This is a genomic window from Bradyrhizobium sp. CCBAU 25360, assembly GCF_028128695.1.
Lineage (GTDB): Bacteria > Pseudomonadota > Alphaproteobacteria > Rhizobiales > Xanthobacteraceae > Bradyrhizobium > Bradyrhizobium ottawaense.
The window spans coordinates 18,194-36,408 of sequence record NZ_LBJA01000029.1 but is presented as its reverse complement, the minus strand read 5'-3'; the positions used below and the strand labels follow the sequence as shown (position 1 = coordinate 36,408).

The window sequence follows — 18,215 nt, the reverse complement described above, 5'->3', positions numbered from 1 at the left end:
GGAGGAAGAGACTGCTGCAAGACAAGCTCGCTTGCGTAACATGGGTTAAATTAGTCGGTGGCCAAATCTGCTAATTTAGGAACGTGGTAGGACCGCCTGGGATTGGCGCAGATGGACAACTATCGCCGACTGCAGAAAACCTGCGAGAGCCAGGCCGCTCTCAGCTCCTCACCCGAAACGCGAACTGCGCTGCTGGAAATGGCGGAGGAGTATCGCAAGCGAGCCGAATCCAACGCGTTTCAGGGGCCCGAGCCGGTCAATCCCCGGCGCATCGAAAGCCTCGGCCAAACCAGCCGTCCCACTCTGATCAAGTGAGTCGATAGAGTTGCAGATAGTTCGGCGCGAACAACGCCGCTGCCTTGAGCGCGTCGAGATCGTTGATGGTCAGGGTCCGATCGCGCAGCACGATCAAGCCCGACGCACGCAGCTCCTGCACGGTCCGGTTAAGGTGCACCACCGACAGCCCGGTAGCGTCGGCAAGGTCCATCTGCGTGACCGGCATGACGCAGGAATTGCCGTCGACCATCCCGACGGGCCGAAGCCGCTCGAATATCTCGCAAAACAGATGCGCCACCCGCTCCAGGGCCGTGCGGCGACCGAGGTTGATGGCCCATTCGCGCTGGATGGCGTTGTTGACGAGGGTCTCGCACCAGAACGCTTCGGCGAGCGAGCGATCGCCCATCGTCAGACTCTCGAAACGCGCGCGCTTGATCTCGGCGTAGACCACTGGCGTCATTGTCGCGATGGAATGGTCCATCACGGGGAGCAAGAACGCGTGCGCGTCGCAGCTCTCGCCCGGAAAGATGAAATTGACGATCTGGCGCCGGCCGTCCTCGAGCGTCTTGTAGCGGCAGAGCCAGCCCGATAGCACCACCCGGACGCTATCGACGGGATCGCCCTCCGAGATCAGGTCTTCATTCGCCCCGACGCGCTCGAGACCTTCGAGCAACGCATATTCGAGCGACGCACGGGCCTCCGTCGACAACGGCCGCAGCACGGTCAGCCGGCGAATGACCAGCTCCACGAGGCTGCGATCGGAGGTCGACAAGGGCATCAATCAGCCACCGCCGGTGTGTGGAACGTGCGCTTGCTCGGCGGAATGGCGATCGTGCATTGCAGCCCCGCGGGGTCGAATGCCAGGGTGGTCTGCCCCTTGAACTCGAACGCGAGCGTACGCTCCAGAAGCTCCGTGCCAAAACCCTTTCGAAGCGGCGGCTTGACCTGTGGCCCTCCGCACTCGCGCCATTTGAACACCAGCTCCGCGGGCTGGGTGCCTTCATCGAGGCGCCAGGAGATTTCAACATGTCCGCTCGGCTGGCTCAAGGCGCCATATTTCAGCGCGTTCGTCGCTAGCTCGTGGATCGCGAGCGCGAACGTTTCGGCAGCCTTGGGCTGGAAACGCACCTTGGGACCTGAGACCTGCATCTGCTCGCCCTCGCGGGCATTATAGGCGAGAAGCTCCTCGACCACGAGATATTCCAGGTCGACACCGCCCTGGGGATCGCGTGTCACCAGCGCCTGGGTGCGGGCAAATGCGTTGAGCCGTCCGTCGAGATGAGAAGCATATTCCTCGACAGTGGTGGCGGATTCGGCCGAACGGCGGGCGATGGAGCGCACCACGCCAAGCGTATTACGGACGCGGTGCTGCAGCTCGGCCAGCAGCAGGCGCTGGCGCTCCTCGGCGCGGGTGATCGCCGGAACGTCGATGAAAGTGATGACGACGCCGGCGATGACATCGTCGGTGCTGCGATAAGGCAGGATGCGCACGATGTAGCGCGTGCCGCTGTCCGACGCGCTCAGCTCGCGCTCGGCGCTCGCAAGCGTACGCAGCACGCGGCGAATGTCGTCGTAGAGATCCTCGATCGGGATGCGCGCCTTGATGTGACCGATGGGGCGGCCCGTGTCGGTCTCGACGAGATGCAGGACCTGGGTAATCGCCGGTGTGAAGTTCATCACGCGAAGATCATTGTCGAGAAAGACGGTCGCGATGCGCGTGCTCTCCAGGAAATTCCTGAGATCGCGGGTGGCGCGCGTCAACTCCTCGACACGGTGCGTCAGCTCGCCGTTGACGGAGGTCAGCTCCTCGTTGACCGACTGCAACTCCTCAGGCGAGGTTCCGATCTCCTCGTGGGCCAAATGTAACTCCTCGTTGAGAGACTGGTCTTCCTCGTGGACGGTTTCAGCTGCTCGGGGCTGCTCTCGAACTCCTCGAAAGTAGCCTGGAAGTTCGTCTGGGGCGTGCAGTTCGCTCGGGACGCTCGACATGCCCGGCGTGCACCGGCTCCTACCAATAGCAGAAATCGATATTCTCCCAACGGATCAAAGGCAAATGACGAAGGAGTCGCGTTTGCCCTTGGAACCCGCCTTGGCCTCCCTCGTTGGTAGCACGCCGGCCCCGACCCTTGGTTTTCCCATCGGTCGGCAGGCTCGCCGGAGGGATCATGTCCGTATTACCCTCGTCGTCTCGTCAACGCGCGCCGCTGACGGGACGCCGCATCCTCGTCGTGGAGGACGAATATTTTCTTGCCGATGACATCGGCAAGGCGCTGCGCGCGCTCGGCGCGGAGATCGCCGGTCCCGTCGGCCATATCGAGGATGCAATCGAGATGCTGCACGATGGCGGCGTTCTGGACGCCGCGGTGCTCGACGTGAACATCCGTGCAAAGCCGATCTTTCCGATCGCCCGGGAGCTCAGGGCACGCCGGGTGCCCTTCGTGTTCACCACGGGCTACGACAGGATCAGCATCGAGCCGGAATTCCAGGACGTGCCGATCTGGGAGAAGCCGATCGACGTCGTGGCCATGGTGCAGAATTTGGCGAGCCTCGTCGATGGTCAACCGGCATGGCCACAGCAATCACCGCCTGTACCGGCTGCGCTGAGCGAGCCCGCAACCCCGCGCGGATCAGAGCAGGTGAGCGAAGGCGAGCCAGACGGTCACTGCCAGGCACAAGACGACGGCGGCGTAAGGTAGCGCGACGCGCACGACGGCAAGCCTTTCCGCGTCAGCTCATCATCATCCAGGCGACCGCCACCGTCATCACGAGAAACCCCGTGATCGCAGTCGCGACAAAGGCCCGTTCGATGCGGTCCATCGCCATCGCAGCCCCTCTCCAGCCCACACAATGTGACCGCTTCGGGGCCGCCGCGCATTAGGCTATGTGAATCGAGGCTATGTGAATCGGCTTTCTTCCTTTTGCCGGTCCGCCCGTTCGGCCGCGCAGCGCCGCAGAAATTGCGACGACCTCGCTCTACGACTTCGCCGTGCCCGGCTCGGCCATCTTGCGATGCTGCCTGGCCAGCATCTCGTTCGGCGTCACGTTGGCAACCGTGGTCTGGATCTTGTTCTTCAGCCCCGTGACGACATCGGACTCGCCGCGCAGCATTGCATCGAAGCCGGCCTTGGCGACGTCGTACGCGCCGTCCTTCTTCTCGGTGCCGACCTTGGTGTCCATCATGTCGGCGCGGCGGAAGAACTCGGTCTCGGTGGCGCCCGGCATCAGGCAGGTGACGGTGACGCCGCTGTCGCGCAGCTCCTCGCGCAGCGCGAAGGAGAATGAGTCCAGGAACGCCTTGCTGGCGTTATAGGCGGCCTGGAAACTTCCGGGCGTGAAGCCGGCGATGGAGCCCGTGATCAGGATGCGCCCCGACTTGCGCCGCAGCATCTCGTTGCCGGCGCGATGGATCAGATAGAGCGTGCCGGTGATGTTGGTGTCGACGAGATGCTTGATCCTGGCAAAGTCCTGATCGAGGAACGCCTTGCCGAGGCCGACGCCGGCATTGGCCAGCAGCGCATCGATCGGCCGGTCGCCGACCGCGGCGCAGAGCCTGTCGACGCCATCGGTGGTGGCGAGATCGGCTTCAACGGCCTCCACGCTGACGCCGAGCCTGCGCAGATCGACCGCCACCCGCTCGATCATCGGCTCGTCAGCCGCGATGACGAGGTTGAAACCCGCCTGGGCACAGCACCTAGCGAGTTCCAGGCCGATACCGGTGGAAGCGCCGGTGACGATTGCGAGCTGATTGGCGGGCATGAGCGTGTCCTCGCTTGACGTTGATCACGCCCAATCACTGCCCTGCGCTCTCGTTCCAATCCGCGTCGCGATTTGCGCCAGCCGGTGCAGTGCGAGGAATTTGCGCGCGGCGTAGCAACCATCGTTCACCCCTCGACTTAGATGCCAACTGGTTCAGCCGGGAGGACGGACGATGAAGGCGCTGGTTTGGCACGGCAAGGAGGACATCCGCTGCGACACCGTCACCGATCCCGAGATCCAGGACCCGCGCGACGCCATCATCAAGGTCACCAGCTGCGCCATCTGCGGCTCCGACCTGCACCTCTTCCACAATTTCATTCCGGGCATGCTGCCCGGTGACATCATGGGCCACGAGACCATGGGCGAAGTGGTCGAGGTCGGCTCCGGCGTCGACGGCAAGCTGAAGAAGGGCGACCGCATCGTCGTGCCCTTCACGATCATCTGCGGCGAATGCGACCAGTGCAAGCGCGGCAATTTTTCCGTGTGCGAGACCACCAACCGCAAGCGCCATCTGGCCGACAAGGTGTTCGGACACACGACGGCCGGCCTGTTCGGCTACACGCATCTGACCGGCGGCTATCCCGGCGGCCAGGCCGAATATCTCCGCGTGCCCTATGCCGATGCCACCCACATCAAGGTGCCACCGGGCATTCCCGACGAGCAGCTGCTGTTCCTCAGCGACATCTTCCCGACCGGCTGGCAGGCCGCCGTGCAATGCGACATCGAGCCCACCGACACCGTCGCGATCTGGGGCTGCGGTCCCGTGGGGCAAATGGCGATCCGCAGCGCCATCCTGCTCGGCGCCAACCAGGTGATCGCGATCGACTGCCTGCCCGAGCGGCTCAGCATGGCGGAAGCCGGCGGCGCCACCACCATCAACTTCGAAACCGAGAGCGTGGTGGAGCGGCTGAACGATCTCACCGACGGCAGGGGACCGGAAAAGTGCATCGACTGCGTCGGCATGGAATCGCACGTGATGGCCTCCCTGCCCGACACACTGCTCGACCGCGCCAAGCAGATGGTGATGGCGGAAAGCGACCGGCCCCACGTGCTGCGCGAGATGATCTATGTCTGCCGGCCCGGCGGCATCATCTCGGTGCCGGGCGTGTACAGCGGCCTGTCCGACATGCTGCCGATGGGCGCTTTCATGAACAAGGGCCTGACGATGCGGACCGGCCAGACCCACGTCAACCGCTGGACCGACGATCTGCTCCGCCGCATCGAGGAGGGCGAGATCGATCCCTCCTTCGTCATCACCCACACCGTGCCGCTCGAACAAGGACCGGAGATGTACCAGGTGTTTCGCGACAAGCGCGACTCCTGCGTCAAGGTCGTGCTGAGGCCCTGAAGGAGCAAGCCATGTTTCATTTCTCCAACATCGTCCGCACCAAGGGCGACCCGAAGATTGTCGAGGGCGGGCCGAGCCTGAAGCGGCCGGAAGACCAGCTCGCCCGCGCGCTCGGCTGGTTCAGCATCGGACTCGGCGTCGTCGAATTCTTCGCGCCGAGACGCGTCACGGAAACGCTGGGCATGGAAGGCCATGAGACCATGGTCCGCGCCTTCGGCGTGCGCGAGATCCTGGCCGGGATCATGTCGCTGTCGGTCGACAAGAACGCCGGCCTGTGGGCCCGCGTCGGCGGCGACGGTCTCGATGCCGCTGCGCTGCTGTCGGGGCTGACAATCGACAATCCCAAGAAGGGCAACATCGCGCTGGCGCTCTTGATGGTCGGCGGCATCGCCATGCTCGACTACCGCGCCGCGCAGGACACCAAGCCGAGGCGGCCGCCGCGCGAGGCACGGCGCAAGCTTTATCCGAACCGCAGCGGCTTCCCCAAGGGCATCGAGAGCGTCAGAACAGCGGCCAGGCAGATTGCTGCGCCCGCCAAAGCATGACCAAGGGCATGGCCAAGGCCTGACGAGGTGAAGCACGGCTCCGGGGCAATGAAGGCGTGATCATCGTGCTCGATCCGCGCTGAGGGCCGCGAGGAACCATCCGCGAGCCAGAGAGTCTGATCAACGCCTCCGACGTCCCCCCTGCCGGAGGCAGACTGCACGAAACCGCGACCCCGGCGCTCACCGCCCCTTCAGGCGCCGGGGTTAGCGGCGTGGGTCTGGAGGCAGGTCACCTCGGAGACAAGCCATGGGCAAGACGAAGGCACTCCAGCAACGCATCGTCGGCAAGACCAGACAAGCCGTCGGCGAGATCATCGGCGACCAGGATCTGCACGACGCCGGCAAGGCCGAGGCCGAGCGCGGCCGTGACGAACAGGACAGGCCGAGCAAGCTCAACCCGCTGAAGAAGCTCAAGCAGCTGACGTGAACGCAGAGCCGCGACCAGCACTTGCCAATGCAGTGCGGCGCACCGACGAAGGCCTGTCGCGGGTCAAGGGGCGACGACGACGTTCGCGCTGGATTGCCGCCGTCGCGCTCGGCCTGATCAGCAGCACCTTCTCGACCATCGTCAGCCAGCTCTTCGCCGCCCGGATCGGCCGCGATGCCGCGGTCGACTGGATGACGGTCGCTGCCATTCCCGCGCGCGACTGGGCGATCAGCGCAGAGCCGTCATGGAGCGCGATCCTGACGGGGATCGCCTTTCATCAATGGGCGGATTTTTCCTGGGCGCTGGTGTTCTTCGGTGTGCTCGGACGCTGGACCGCCGACTTGCGGCCGGCGACCATCCTGCTGCTCGCGCTGCCCTGGGCCGCGTTCTCGTCAGCCACGGAGTGGTTCGTGCTGGTGCCGCTGTTTCCGTTCTGGCAGCCGCTGTTCACGCTGCAGCAGCCCTATTGGATCGGCCTGCTCGTTCATGGCACCTCGGCCCTGATGTATCCTCTGTTCGCCCGGTTGCGCTGGAGGCGCGGCGCAGCAGCCGAGCGCGACATCCGTCTCACCAATGCCTGGATCACCGGTGCGCTGGTCGTGGTGGCGCTGCTCGGCGCGATCGCGTTGTTCGGCAGCCACGGCTACGAGCCGCCCTGGATGGGCCGCGACAGGGATGCGGACCAGACCTATATCCGTCACATGACGGCGCATCATGCCCAGGGTATCGAGCTGGCCCGGATCGCCGTGGAGCGCGCCCAGGGCCCGCATCTGCGCAAGCTCGCGATGCTGATGGTCGCGAGCCAGGCCGGCGAGATCAGGATTTTCGAGAACTGGTGGCTGAGCTGGTTCGACACGGAGATGCCCGACTGCAGCACCGAAGAGCGTGCCGCCATGCCGGGCTTCCTGGCTCAGGCCGAGATGCGACAGGTCAAGGCCGCGCCGGCGGACCGGTTCGATGCGGTGTTCGTCGAGACCATGAGCAAGCATCACATGGGCGCGGCCAGGATGGCCGACCGGATGTGGCGCAGTGGCGGAGACCCACGGCTGCGCCTCATGGCGCATGCCATTCGTCACGCCCAGCAGGGCGAGATCGCGCTGATGCACGATGCGAGCGGCATTTCGGCCGTCGCCACGGCCGTCCGCAACATGCTCGCCGACAACGTCAATTGAGCGGATCGCCCCCTACTCCCGCCAGAACTCGGCCAGTTCTTCCGTTGTCACCAGGTCGACCTGGCCGTGAAAGCGGGTGCGGTACATCGTCATGAGCGCGTCGTGCCCGACGTCGGACGAGCTGCACAAGGCGTCCTCGACGATCACGACCCTGAAGCCGAGATCGACAGCGCTCAGGACCGTCGAGAGCACGCAGACGTCGGTTTCGGCGCCCGAGATCACGACCGTGCCGACGTTCTTGTCGATCAGCCGGCCCGCGAGGGCGGGATTGCTGAATGCGGAATAGGCCGGCTTGTCGATCATTGCAGCCGGCGGAACGAACTTGCTCAGCGCGGGCACGAGCTCGAGCGCGGATGGCGGCAGATGCTTGCGCGTGGCCTGGCTCCAGCGATGAAAATAGCTCTGCCACTGGCCCGGGCGATCTTCCGGATCCTGCGGCGTGATGAAGCGCGTGAAGATGGTTCTGGCCTGGTGGCGCGCAACGATCGAGGCGATCGTCGGCAGAACACGCTCCATCCACGGCGTCGCCCACAGACCGCCGGGGGCGAAAATGTTCTGCATGTCGATGCAGAGGTGAACGGCCTCCCTGATCTCGGCCACTTCCGACGTGCTGTCCCTCATCGTCCTCCACCATCAAGCGCATTCGGCGATCCATTGCGAATGCGAAGGCGAAGGCTTTGGTTCCGAACCGCCGCGGTGCAGAGGCAGACTTGGAACCCGCGACGCGCGGTTACGCCGGCGTTGCGGCCGGCGCCACGTCGAGGCGAACCGCGATCCCATTCAGCTCCGGGCCTGGCGCCGGGTAGAGCTTCATGACGAGCGGATCATGGCCGGGGACGATGTGGTCCGCGTCAGGCGCCGCGGCGCGCAGCTTGTCGAAGCCCACAAGCATGTCGCCGACATGAAACGCCGTCGTGAACGGACGCTCGCTGGTCATGTTCTCGTAGAAATGACTGACGTCGGAGGCGAGCACGACAGGGCCGCGGCGTGTGTTGACGCGGACGAATTGAAGGCCTGCGGAATGGCCGCCCGCCGCATGGACCGTCAGCCCGGGCGCAATCTCGGCGTCGCCGTCGTAGAACAGCACCCGGCGCGCGTAATTCAGCCGCACGATCCCGCAGACGTCCTCGACCTCGAACGAATGCGACAATCTCGGATATTGCATATAGCGGCCGGTGGCATAGGCGAGCTCGCGTTCCTGCAGATGAAATCGCGCGTTCGGAAATCGGTCGAAATTACCGACATGGTCGTAGTGCAGATGGGTGAGGATCACGTCCCCGACATCGGCGGGGTCGATATCGAACGCGGCAAGCGTCTCCACCGGGCAGCGCAGGAAACTCCGCCTGCGCTGCCTGGCCACTTCCGCGTTGAAGCCGGTGTCGATGACGAAGCTGCGCCCGCCTCCCCGCGCCAGCCACATGAAATAGTCCATCGGCATCGGTCCGTCATGCGGATCGCCGCCGATGAAGTGCTCGCTCCGCTGCGCATCCCGCGTCGCATAGCGGATCGCGAAGAGCTCGTAGTCCGGGTCAGCCATGGGATGCTCAGGACCCCGCCGCGTCAACCTCGTTGAAGGCCTCGCGCGCATTGCGGAAGGCGTCGATGCCGGCGGGAACGCCGCAATAGACCGCGACCTGAAGCAGGATCTCCTTGATCTCCTCCTTGGTCAGCCCGTTCTTCAGGGCGCCCTTGACGTGCAGCTTCAGCTCATGCGGCCGGTTCAGCGCGCCGAGCATCGCCAGATTGACGATCGAGCGCGTGCGCCGGTCGACGCCGGGCCGCGTCCACAAGGCACCCCAGCAGAATTCGGTCGACCATTCCGCCATGGTGCGCGTGAACTCGTCGGCCCCGGCAATCGACTTGTTGACGTAGTCCTCGCCGAGCACCTCTTTACGAACTTTGAGGCCCTTTTCGAACAGTTCGGTCTTGCTCATGATCGTCCCTTTCAGGTCTTGAGAGAGTTGAGTTGGAAGTTGATTAGCGCGATGCCGGTCGCAGCGATTGCAGGAAATTGCCGACGTCGTCGACCGAATCGAGCCGCCAGATCGCGTCGATGACGCGGTCCGCATCCCAATCGCTTCGACCTGTCCGCATGGCCTCGCGCAGCTTGGCCTCGAGGTCGCGGTCTGTGAGCGGCGCGGCGAGACTGCCACGCGGCGCGATCACGGTCTCGGTGAGGACCTCACCGGACGACAGGCGCAACGTCACGCGCGCGGCACCATCCGGCATCGCGCCATCGAGCACCGCCCTCACCTTCTGCCGCAGCTGCGCGATGTCGGACCGGACCACCGTCTCATGCGCGAATTCGGCGACCCCGGCCGTGCCGAGCAATAATCCGCAAGCCACGCAATGATGGATGCTGACGCGCGCATCGCGCTCGTTATTGACCGGGCGATCGCCGCGCGCCAGCAGCAGCGCCGAGCCCTGCACCGTCACCAACTCGATCTGGTCGACCCGCCCGCCGATGCGCTGGCGCAACGAGAGGCAGGCGTCGATCACCGCGTGAAAGACAATGCCGGCGGGATACGGCTTGTAGGTGTTCTTCGCAATCTCCCAGGTCTTGCCGAGACCGTCGAGCAGGCGAGCAATATCGGGCTCGTCCCCCATGGTACGCGCCCAGCCCAGCGGGCCTTCAATGGCGCGGGGCGCCGCCTCGTAGCCCTGCTGCGCCAGCAGCGCCGCGAACAATCCGTTCCGAGCCGCGTTGCCCACGCTGACATTCTTGGCGGCACTGGGCAGGTTCTCGACATTGCCCGCCGACTGGCTGGCCGCAAGCCCGATCGCGTTTGCGATTCCCGCAGCGGGCAGGCCCAATAGTTTCGCGCACGCCGCCGCCGCGCCAAAAATCCCGCAGGTCGAGGTGATGTGCCAGCCGCGCGCGTAGTGGTGCGGCGAGACTGCATTGCCGATGCGGCACTCCACATCCACGCCGAGAATGAACGCGGTCAATACATCCCGCCCCGACAGTTTGCGCATCTCCGAAAGCGCCAATATCGGCGCGGCAACCGGCGCGGCGGGATGAATGATTGTCTCGGGATGGGTGTCGTCGAAGTCGAGCAGATTGGCCGAGATGGCATTGAGAAATGATGCACACAACGCATCCATCGGCTGCGAGTGACCGATGACCGTCGATGTCGCGGCCCCGGTGAACGGCGACAGCGTGCGCATCGCCGCGATCACGACAGGATCGCGCGCGGAGCCGAGCGCCGTCGCGAAGAAATTGAGAATCGATCGCCGCGCCTCAAGGCTCTGCGCCTCGACGTCCGTCCATGACGAGGCAGCGACGAAATCGGCGAGCGTCTTGCTCACACTCGGAATTGGGACTGGCGGCACGCGGGGCGTCTTCCTCATTTTGTTCGAACCTTATGCCGATCCGCGGCAAACTGTCGACCCCAAAATGTTATGCTTGACAGCTTGTCTGACAATCATAACAATCCGGCCCGTTGGCGCGGGGTCCCCGCTGCCACGACGACGGCGGCCGAGACGGCCGGCCGGCGACAACGATCGACCAACGAGATCAAGAAGGCGCGCCCGTCACGGGATCGCGCGACAGGGAGCAGACGATGGCGGGAGAGATTCTCGGCGTAATCGGCACGGGCCGCATGGGCGGTCCGATGGCGGGACGATTGATGGACGCGGGCTATTCGCTCGTCGTCTATGACACGCAGGCCGAGGCGACTCAGCCGCTGGTCAAGCGTGGCGCGCTCCTCGCCAGCTCGCCGGCCGACGTCGCCTCACGCTCCGACATCGTGCTCGCCAGCCTGCCGACGCCCGACATCGTCAAGGCCGTTGCGCTCGGCCAGGACGGCATCGGCAGCGGCAACCGTGCGAAGATCGTCATCGATCTCTCGACGTCGGGTCCAGGCGCTGCGAAGCTCGTTGCGGAAGGCTTGAAGGCCAAGGGGATGACCCTGGTCGATGCGCCCGTGAGCGGCGGCATCAAGGGCGCCGTCAACGGCACGCTGGCGGTGATGGTCTCGTGCCCGCAGGCGACTTACGACATCGTGCAGCCGATCCTGAAGAACTTTGGCAAGCTGTTCTACACCGGCGACAAGCCCGGCGTGGCGCAGACGGCTAAGCTCGCCAACAACCTGATGGCGGCCGCAGCCCTCGTGATCACCTCGGAAGCCGTCGCGATGGGCGTCAAGGGCGGCGTCAATGCCAAGGTGCTGATCGACATCATCAACGCCAGCAGCGGCCGCAACAGCGCCTCCGAAGACAAATTCCCCCGCGCGGTGCTGCCCGGTACCTTCGATTTCGGCTTCGCCACCGGCCTCTCCTACAAGGACGTTCGTCTCTGCGTGGACGAGGCCGAGGCCATGGGCGTGCCGATGGTCTGCGGCGCAGTGGTGCGGCAGATGCTCGCGATCACCAACGCCAAATACGGCGCCTCATCCGACTTCACCTCGATCGCCAAGGTGCTCGAGGAGTGGGCCGGGGTCGAGATGCGCGGCTGATCGCGCACGCTTTTCAGGGAGAGCGACCCGCGATGACGATCGGTCCGACCGTATCAGGCAAGGTCCCGCTTGCGCGCCAGATGGCGCGGAGCGTGCTTGCGCTGGATATTGGCTATTTCGGGCAGGACGTCATTGCCAAGGCAAAGCTCTGCCTGCTCGACTTCCTGTCCTGCGCCTTCGAGGCCGGCCATCATCCCTGGAGCCGCCAGGCGATTGCGATTGCGCAGGCCGGCGGCAGCGCAACGATCATCGGGACGTCGCAGCTCTCCTCGCCGGCCGACGCAGCCTTCGCCAATGCCGTCATGGGGCACGGCCTCGTGCGGGAAGACATGCATGCGGCCAGCATCGCGCACCACGGCGTCGTGATCTGGCCGGCCCTGCTCGCGCTGTCGGAACAGACGCCGCTGCGCGGGGACAGGCTGCTCGCGGCCGCCATCATCGGCTATGAGACCGGCGCGCGGATCGGCCGCGCGCTGCTGACCTCGGACCTCGCACGCCTCTATCGCCCGACGGGCCTCGTGGCCCCTCTGGGCGCAGCGCTCGCGGGAAGTTTCGCGCTCGGCCTCTCCGAGGCCCAGGCGACCAGCGCCATCGCGATCGCGGCCAATACCTCCAGCGGTCTCAACGAGTGGCCGCATGCCGGCGGCTCCGACATGTATTTCCATCCCGGCTTTGCCGCCGGCAATGCGATCAGGGCAATTGGCCTTGCCGCGGCCGGCGCCTTCGGCTCGGAAACCATACTGGAGGGTGAAGCCGGCCTGTTCGCCGCCTATCGCCGCCAGCCCGCGCCGGAGAGCATCGCGCTCTTCCCCAATGGCGAGTGCGAGATCATGGCCGTCTACAACAAGCCGGTCCCCGCCTGCAATTTCGCGCAGACAGCGGCACAGGCCGCGCTTCGCGTCTCACACGAGCTCGCCAGCGTCGACGAGATCGACCACGTCGTCATCCGCGCGCCCGACGCTGCGGTGCGCTATCCCGGCTGCGATTCCATGGGGCCCTACCGCAACGCGCTCCAGGCCAAGATGAGCATTCCCTTCAGCGTCGCGGCGACGCTGGCGCGGGGCGAGATCGAGGAAGAGAACTACGCCGAGCTCGATGATGCCGACATCATCCGCCTCGTGGCGGTCACCGATCTCAAGGCAGATCCCGCCTTCACCGCCGCCTTCCCCGGCAAGCAGGGTGCGGAGGTGATCGTGCAGCTGCGCGGCGGCCGGACCATCCGGCACGCTCTGCCCGACGTCATCGCCGCAACACCTGCCGATATTCGCGCACGCTTTCGCAGCTCGGCAGCCGGAGGCCTCGGCGAGGATCGCGTGCGGCGGCTCGAGCAACTCATCGACGATTGCGAGCAGCTCGGCAATGCAGGCGACATCGCCGCGCAGTGCCGCCTGAATGCAACGGAACGGGCTTTACGACCGGCATCATGAGAAGTGCCGGAGAGTACGGGGGAAACATGGTCGATTTCGAGACCAGCTTAGTAATGCCATCGGCGCATGGCTGCCGGCAAGCCGATACTCGGAGGCCAGGCTGATGGAAGGCTTTCTGCAAGCGCTCGCCGCGGGGCTTTTGATCGGCGCCGTCTATGGCCTGATGTGCGTCGGGCTCGGCCTGATCTTCGGCGTCATGCGCGTCATCAACTTCGCCCATGGCGATTTCATGATGCTCGGCATGTACACCGCCTTCTATCTCTTCACCGCCGCCGGCATCCAGACGCTGTTCGGCAATGCCGTGGGGCCCTTCGTCGCCATCCTGCTGGCCGGGCCGGTGCTCGCCGTGTTCGGCTATTTCGTGCATCTGGCTTTGATTTCGCACGTCTCCGGGACACGTACTGCCTCGCTCGAAGGCGAAGGCCATTACGCCCAGCTCATCCTCACGCTCGGCATCGCGCTGATCCTGCAGAACGGCGGCCTCATCGTGTTCGGCTCGGTGCTGGCCTCGATCCGTACGCCGCTGTCGAGCTCGGCGTGGGAGCTCGGGCCCTTCTTCGACATGAGCATCTTCCTCAACAAGGCCCGCAGCATCGATATGATCGTCTCGCTGGCGATCATGATCCTGCTCTCGTTGCTGATCACGCGCACGCGGATCGGCAAGTCGCTCCGCGCCGCCGCGGACAATCCGACGGCTGCGACCTATATGGGCATCGACGTCGACCGCGCGCATCGCACCGCCTTCGCACTCGGCTGCGGCATCACCGCGATTGCCGGCGGCCTGCTCGCCACCAACTACCCGTTCCACCCCTTCGTCGGTCTTGAATACGTCATCGTCATGTATGCCGGCGTCGTGCTCGGCGGCATGGGCAGCATCATCGGCGCCTTCTGGGGCGGCATGACGATCGGCCTCGTGCAGCAGATGTCGACGCTGATCCTGCCGACACAATTGCAGAACGCGGCAATCTTCGCCGTCTTCCTCCTCATCATCTTCTTCCGCCCGCAAGGCTTCTTCGGGCGCATGGTGGAGAGGACGTGACCATGCTCCGGATGCGCTCCTTTCTGCCTCCCCTGCTCTTCACGCTCGCCTATGCGGTCGTGTCGCTCGGCGTCACCAACTCCTACTACCAGCTGATCCTGACGCTGGTGCCGGTGTGGGCGGTGTTCGGGCTGTCGTGGAATCTGCTCAGCGGCTATACCGGCCTGATCTCGTTCGGCCACGCCGCTTTCTTCGGGATCGGCGCCTACGCGACCGCGCTCGGGCAGATCTATTTCGACATCTCCCCCTGGCTGCTGATTCCGGTCGCCGCCATGCTCGGCGGTATCGCCGGCCTCCTGATCGGCTTTCCGACCTTCCGGCTGCAAGGCCACTACTTCGCGCTGGCCATGCTCGCCTATCCGCTCGCCATTCTCTACGTGTTCGAGTGGCTCGGCTTCCAGGAGGTGACGCTTCCGATCAAGCGCGAGGCGCCGATCGCCTATATGCAATTCGCCGATCCGCACCTCTACACGCTGCTGGGGCTGGCGCTCATGCTCGCCACCATCGTGCTGACGCAGGTGATCGAGCGATCGCGCTTCGGCATGGCGCTGCTCGCGATCAAGCAGAACGAGGCTGCGGCCGAGGCGGCCGGTATCAATACGCTCGCCTGGAAGCTGCGCGCGATCACGCTGAGCGGGGCGATCGCCGCCGCCATCGGCGGATTTTACGCGCAGGTGCTGCTGGTCGTGACCCCGGCATCGGTGTTCGGCATGCTGGTGTCGGCGCAGGCGCTGACGGTCGCGATGTTCGGCGGCGTCGGCACGGTCTGGGGCCCGGTGATCGGCTCGGTGATCCTGATCCCGCTCGCCGAGATCCTGCACGCCGAGGCCGGCGCGCGCATCCCCGGCATTCAGGGCGTCATCTTCGGTATTGCCATCGTCTGCGTCATCCTGCTGGCGCCGGAAGGCCTGTTCTGGAAGCTGCGCGATCTCCTGCGCAAGCGGAGCGCGCCCAAGGCGGCGGTCAGTGATACCGCGGAAGCAGCAGCTGCCAACGTGACGGCCCTGAAGCCCGCCTCCCGGCAGCGTGCCGCCACCGGCGAGGTCGTCCTCGAAGTGAAGAACCTCTCGCGCTCCTTCGGCGGCCTGAAGGCGGTGCAAGATGTCAGCTTCAAGCTGCACAAGAACGAGATCCTCGGCATCATCGGCCCCAACGGCGCCGGCAAGACCACGCTGTTCAATCTCCTCAACGGCTTCCTCAAGCCCAGCCAGGGCGAGGTGCTGATCGACGGCCGCAACATGTCGGGCCAGCGGCCGCACGTGATCTGCGAGGCCGGCATCGGCCGCACCTTCCAGGTGATGCGGCCGTTCCTGCGCATGTCGATCCTCGACAACGTCGTGGTCGGGGCCTATGTGCGCGCCCGCACCGACGATGAAGCCCGCAAGCTGGCCGCTGACGCGGTCGCCCGCGTCGGGCTGTCTGCCGTGGCTGACCGTGTCGCCGGCGAGCTCTCGACCAAGGAACTGCGGCTGATGGAGCTGGCCCGCGCGATCGCCGGCCAGCCGCGCATCCTGCTGCTCGACGAGACGCTCGCGGGCCTCGGCCACGGCGAGGCGGACGAAGTCGTGGCCGTGATCCAGCAGCTCGCGCGCGATGGCATCACCATCGCCATCATCGAGCACACCATGCAGGCGATGGTCCGGCTGGTCGACAGATTCCTCGTGCTCGACCACGGCGCCGTCATCACCGAAGGCCTGCCGGAAGTGGTGACGCGCGACAACCGCGTGATCGAGGCCTATCTCGGCAAAAAGTGGGTGGGCCATGCTGCGAATTGAGGGATTGAGCGCGGGCTATTCGGCCAAGCCCGTCCTGAACGACGTCTCGATCAATGTCGGCGCGGGCCAGTTCGTCGCGATCGTCGGCCCCAACGGCGCCGGCAAGACCACGCTGTTCAAGACGATCTCCGGCATCGTCAAGCCCGGCGGCGGCGCGATCACGTTCGACGGCGTCGACCTGCTCGCAGTGCCGCCGCCGCAGCGCGCCCATCTCGGCATCGCCCACGTCCCGGAGGGACGCCAGGTTTTCCCGTCGCTGACCGTGATGGAGAATCTGGAAATGGGCGCGATGACCGAAAGCGGCCGCCGCGACTGGCAAGCCAATATCGAACGGATCTTCGAATGGCTGCCGGTGCTGAAGGAGCGCCGCGATCAATTCGCGGGCACGATGTCCGGCGGCCAGCAGCAGATGCTCGCGATCGGCCGCGGCCTCGCCTCCTCGCCAAAGCTTCTGATGCTGGACGAGCCCTCGATGGGGCTTGCGCCCTCGACCGCGGACTTCATCTTCGAGCGGCTGATCGAGATCCGGCGCCAGTCCGAGCTGACCATGCTGCTGGTCGAGCAGCGCGTCGCGGAAGCGCTGGAATCGGCCGACCACGGCTATGTCCTCGAAGCCGGACACGTCGTGCTCGAAGGCAGCAACGCCACGCTGCGCGCCGACGACCGCGTGCGGAAGGCCTATCTCGGCATGTGACCAACACAAAAAACAGAGATCAGGGAGAAAACAAAATGAACAAGACTTCAAAAGGGCTAAGTCGCCGCACGGTGCTCTCCGGCGCCGCCGCAGTCGGCCTCGCCGGCGTTGCGCGCGCGCAGGCACCTGGCGAGATCAAGGTCGGATTGATCGTGCCGCTGTCGGGTATCTACACCCGCCCCGGCCAGGTGATGAAGATGGGCGCCGAGATGGGCATCGAACACATCAACGCGCAGGGCGGCATCAAGGCGCTCGGCGGCGCCAAGTTGAAGCTGGTCGTGATCGACTGCGGCGACACCACCGAGAAAGCCAAGAACGCGGCACAGCGCATGGTGGCGCAGGAGCCAGATCTGGTCGCGGCCACCGGCTCCTATCTGTCCTCCTTCACGCTGGCGGTCACCGAGGTGACCGAGCGCGCCGAGCTGCCTGTGCTGACGCTGTCCTATTCGGACCTGCTGACCGACCGCGGCTTCAAATACATTTTCCAGACCGCAGCGACCGCGAGCCGCCAGTCAGAGCTCGGCCTGCCGACGCTGATGAAGCTGGCCGAGAATGCCTCGGGCAAGAAGCCGAAGACCGTGGCGATGCTGATGGACAACACCGCAACGTCGGTGGCCACCGCCAAGGCGCTGAAGGAAAAGCTGTTCGCGCAGGAGGGCCTCCAGCTCGTGGTCGAGGAGGTCTGGACGCCGCCGCTGTCGGATGCGACGCCGCTGATCCAAAAAGTTCGCTCGGCCAAGCCCGATCTGCTGCTGTTCATGCCCAATGCGGTCTCGGACGCCAAGCTCGGCCTCGAGAAGATCAGCGAGTTCGGCCTCGGCCAGGGCAAGATCCCGACCGTGTCCTTCAGCATCACCATCGCCGAGCCCGACATGCTGCAGAGCGTGAGCCCGGAGACGGTGCAAGGCATCATGACCATCGTCGCCAATTGGGGCTCGAAGGGCCACGAGGCGCTGATCGCCGAGCTCAAGGCCAAATACAAGGAGCCCTGGATGACCCAGAACGTCATCTCGACCTATGGCGACATGTGGCTGATGAAGGAAGCGCTGGAGAAGGCCGGCAAGGCCGACCGCAATTCGGTCGCGCAGGCCTTCCGCACCATGGATGCCGGCCCGTCGAAATATTACCCGGGCGGCCAGCTCAAATTCGACGAGAAGGGCCGCCGCGTCGGCGCCGGCGTCGTCATCGTGCAATGGCAATCGGGCGTGCCTGTCACCGTTTATCCGCCCGAGCTCGCGCAGGCGCAGCCGTTCTGGCCGAAGAAATCCTAGGCGTCGCGCAAATCCTGGGGAGGAGACT

17 protein-coding genes and 2 pseudogenes are annotated in these 18,215 nt (G+C 65.2%); 12 read left to right on the top strand and 7 right to left on the bottom strand.

From position 1 onward, the window contains the following. Positions 1 to 111: 111 nt before the first annotated feature. Entirely contained in the window at positions 112 to 315 is a 204-nt protein-coding gene (locus XH81_RS06665) for a hypothetical protein (protein ID WP_028140552.1), read from the top strand. On the opposite strand, the gene XH81_RS06660 is transcribed toward XH81_RS06665, so the two are convergent. Then, positions 308 to 1,054, bottom strand: coding sequence for a Crp/Fnr family transcriptional regulator (locus XH81_RS06660; RefSeq protein WP_028140553.1), 747 nt, complete (start codon positions 1,052 to 1,054; stop codon positions 308 to 310). The two genes, XH81_RS06665 and XH81_RS06660, sit on opposite strands and share 8 nt — an antisense overlap. Continuing rightward, positions 1,054 to 2,222 (bottom strand): annotated as a pseudogene (locus tag XH81_RS06655) (sensor histidine kinase); the annotation flags it as partial. The pseudogene XH81_RS06655 and the gene XH81_RS06660, both read right to left, overlap by 1 nt. A gap of 219 nt (positions 2,223 to 2,441) precedes the next feature. On the opposite strand from XH81_RS06655, the pseudogene XH81_RS06650 reads away from it, so the two are divergent. After that, positions 2,442 to 2,831, top strand: a pseudogene (locus tag XH81_RS06650) (response regulator); the annotation flags it as partial. A 418-nt stretch (positions 2,832 to 3,249) separates the two neighbouring features. Here XH81_RS06650 and XH81_RS06645 read toward each other — a convergent pair. Then, the gene (locus XH81_RS06645) at positions 3,250 to 4,032 is read right to left on the bottom strand and encodes an SDR family NAD(P)-dependent oxidoreductase (RefSeq protein WP_028140555.1); all 783 of its coding nucleotides are present in this window, start codon (positions 4,030 to 4,032) and stop codon (positions 3,250 to 3,252) included. A gap of 172 nt (positions 4,033 to 4,204) precedes the next feature. On the opposite strand from XH81_RS06645, the gene XH81_RS06640 reads away from it, so the two are divergent. From XH81_RS06640 to XH81_RS06625, 4 genes are all read left to right on the top strand, one after another. After that, a complete protein-coding gene (locus XH81_RS06640) occupies positions 4,205 to 5,380 on the top strand; it encodes a zinc-dependent alcohol dehydrogenase (protein WP_028140556.1) in 1,176 nt (391 codons plus the stop codon). 11 nt (positions 5,381 to 5,391) lie between these two features. Next, complete coding sequence (locus XH81_RS06635; RefSeq protein WP_028140557.1) at positions 5,392 to 5,925, top strand: hypothetical protein; 534 nt, start codon at positions 5,392 to 5,394, stop codon at positions 5,923 to 5,925. Positions 5,926 to 6,172: 247 nt separating this feature from the next. Continuing rightward, positions 6,173 to 6,352, top strand: a complete 180-nt coding sequence (locus tag XH81_RS06630) for a hypothetical protein (RefSeq protein WP_028140558.1) — start codon at positions 6,173 to 6,175, stop codon at positions 6,350 to 6,352. After that, complete coding sequence (locus XH81_RS06625) at positions 6,349 to 7,524, top strand: DUF305 domain-containing protein (protein WP_097669425.1); 1,176 nt, start codon at positions 6,349 to 6,351, stop codon at positions 7,522 to 7,524. The genes XH81_RS06630 and XH81_RS06625 overlap by 4 nt, the downstream gene beginning before the upstream one ends. 12 nt (positions 7,525 to 7,536) lie before the next feature. Here XH81_RS06625 and XH81_RS06620 read toward each other — a convergent pair whose 3' ends face one another. From XH81_RS06620 to XH81_RS06605, 4 genes are all read right to left on the bottom strand, one after another. Then, positions 7,537 to 8,145, bottom strand: a complete 609-nt coding sequence (locus XH81_RS06620) for a cysteine hydrolase family protein (RefSeq protein ID WP_038949966.1) — start codon at positions 8,143 to 8,145, stop codon at positions 7,537 to 7,539. A 109-nt stretch (positions 8,146 to 8,254) separates the two neighbouring features. Further along, positions 8,255 to 9,061, bottom strand: a complete 807-nt coding sequence (locus tag XH81_RS06615) for an N-acyl homoserine lactonase family protein (protein ID WP_038949967.1) — start codon at positions 9,059 to 9,061, stop codon at positions 8,255 to 8,257. A 7-nt stretch (positions 9,062 to 9,068) separates the two neighbouring features. Continuing rightward, complete coding sequence (locus tag XH81_RS06610) at positions 9,069 to 9,458, bottom strand: carboxymuconolactone decarboxylase family protein (protein ID WP_008557256.1); 390 nt, start codon at positions 9,456 to 9,458, stop codon at positions 9,069 to 9,071. A 43-nt stretch (positions 9,459 to 9,501) separates the two neighbouring features. Continuing rightward, positions 9,502 to 10,875 (bottom strand): MmgE/PrpD family protein, encoded by a 1,374-nt coding sequence (locus XH81_RS06605; RefSeq protein WP_038949968.1) that lies wholly within the window; start codon positions 10,873 to 10,875, stop codon positions 9,502 to 9,504. Positions 10,876 to 11,027: 152 nt separating this feature from the next. On the opposite strand from XH81_RS06605, the gene XH81_RS06600 reads away from it, so the two are divergent. From XH81_RS06600 to XH81_RS06575, 6 genes are all read left to right on the top strand, one after another. Beyond that, positions 11,028 to 11,981 (top strand): NAD(P)-dependent oxidoreductase, encoded by a 954-nt coding sequence (locus XH81_RS06600; protein ID WP_271596092.1) that lies wholly within the window; start codon positions 11,028 to 11,030, stop codon positions 11,979 to 11,981. A 32-nt stretch (positions 11,982 to 12,013) separates the two neighbouring features. Then, positions 12,014 to 13,408 carry an MmgE/PrpD family protein gene (locus tag XH81_RS06595; protein WP_097669426.1) on the top strand — a complete coding sequence of 465 codons (1,395 nt, stop codon included), beginning with the start codon at positions 12,014 to 12,016 and terminating at the stop codon, positions 13,406 to 13,408. Between the two features lie 103 nt (positions 13,409 to 13,511). Next, positions 13,512 to 14,447, top strand: coding sequence for a branched-chain amino acid ABC transporter permease (locus XH81_RS06590; RefSeq protein ID WP_028140565.1), 936 nt, complete (start codon positions 13,512 to 13,514; stop codon positions 14,445 to 14,447). 2 nt (positions 14,448 to 14,449) lie between these two features. Further along, entirely contained in the window at positions 14,450 to 16,222 is a 1,773-nt protein-coding gene (locus tag XH81_RS06585; protein WP_179880033.1) for a branched-chain amino acid ABC transporter ATP-binding protein/permease, read from the top strand. Then, on the top strand, positions 16,209 to 16,916 hold the full coding sequence (locus XH81_RS06580; RefSeq protein ID WP_097669427.1) for an ABC transporter ATP-binding protein: 708 nt from the start codon (positions 16,209 to 16,211) through the stop codon (positions 16,914 to 16,916). The genes XH81_RS06585 and XH81_RS06580 overlap by 14 nt, the downstream gene beginning before the upstream one ends. A gap of 35 nt (positions 16,917 to 16,951) precedes the next feature. Beyond that, positions 16,952 to 18,187 (top strand): ABC transporter substrate-binding protein, encoded by a 1,236-nt coding sequence (locus tag XH81_RS06575; RefSeq protein WP_038949971.1) that lies wholly within the window; start codon positions 16,952 to 16,954, stop codon positions 18,185 to 18,187. The last annotated feature ends 28 nt before the right edge of the window (positions 18,188 to 18,215 follow it).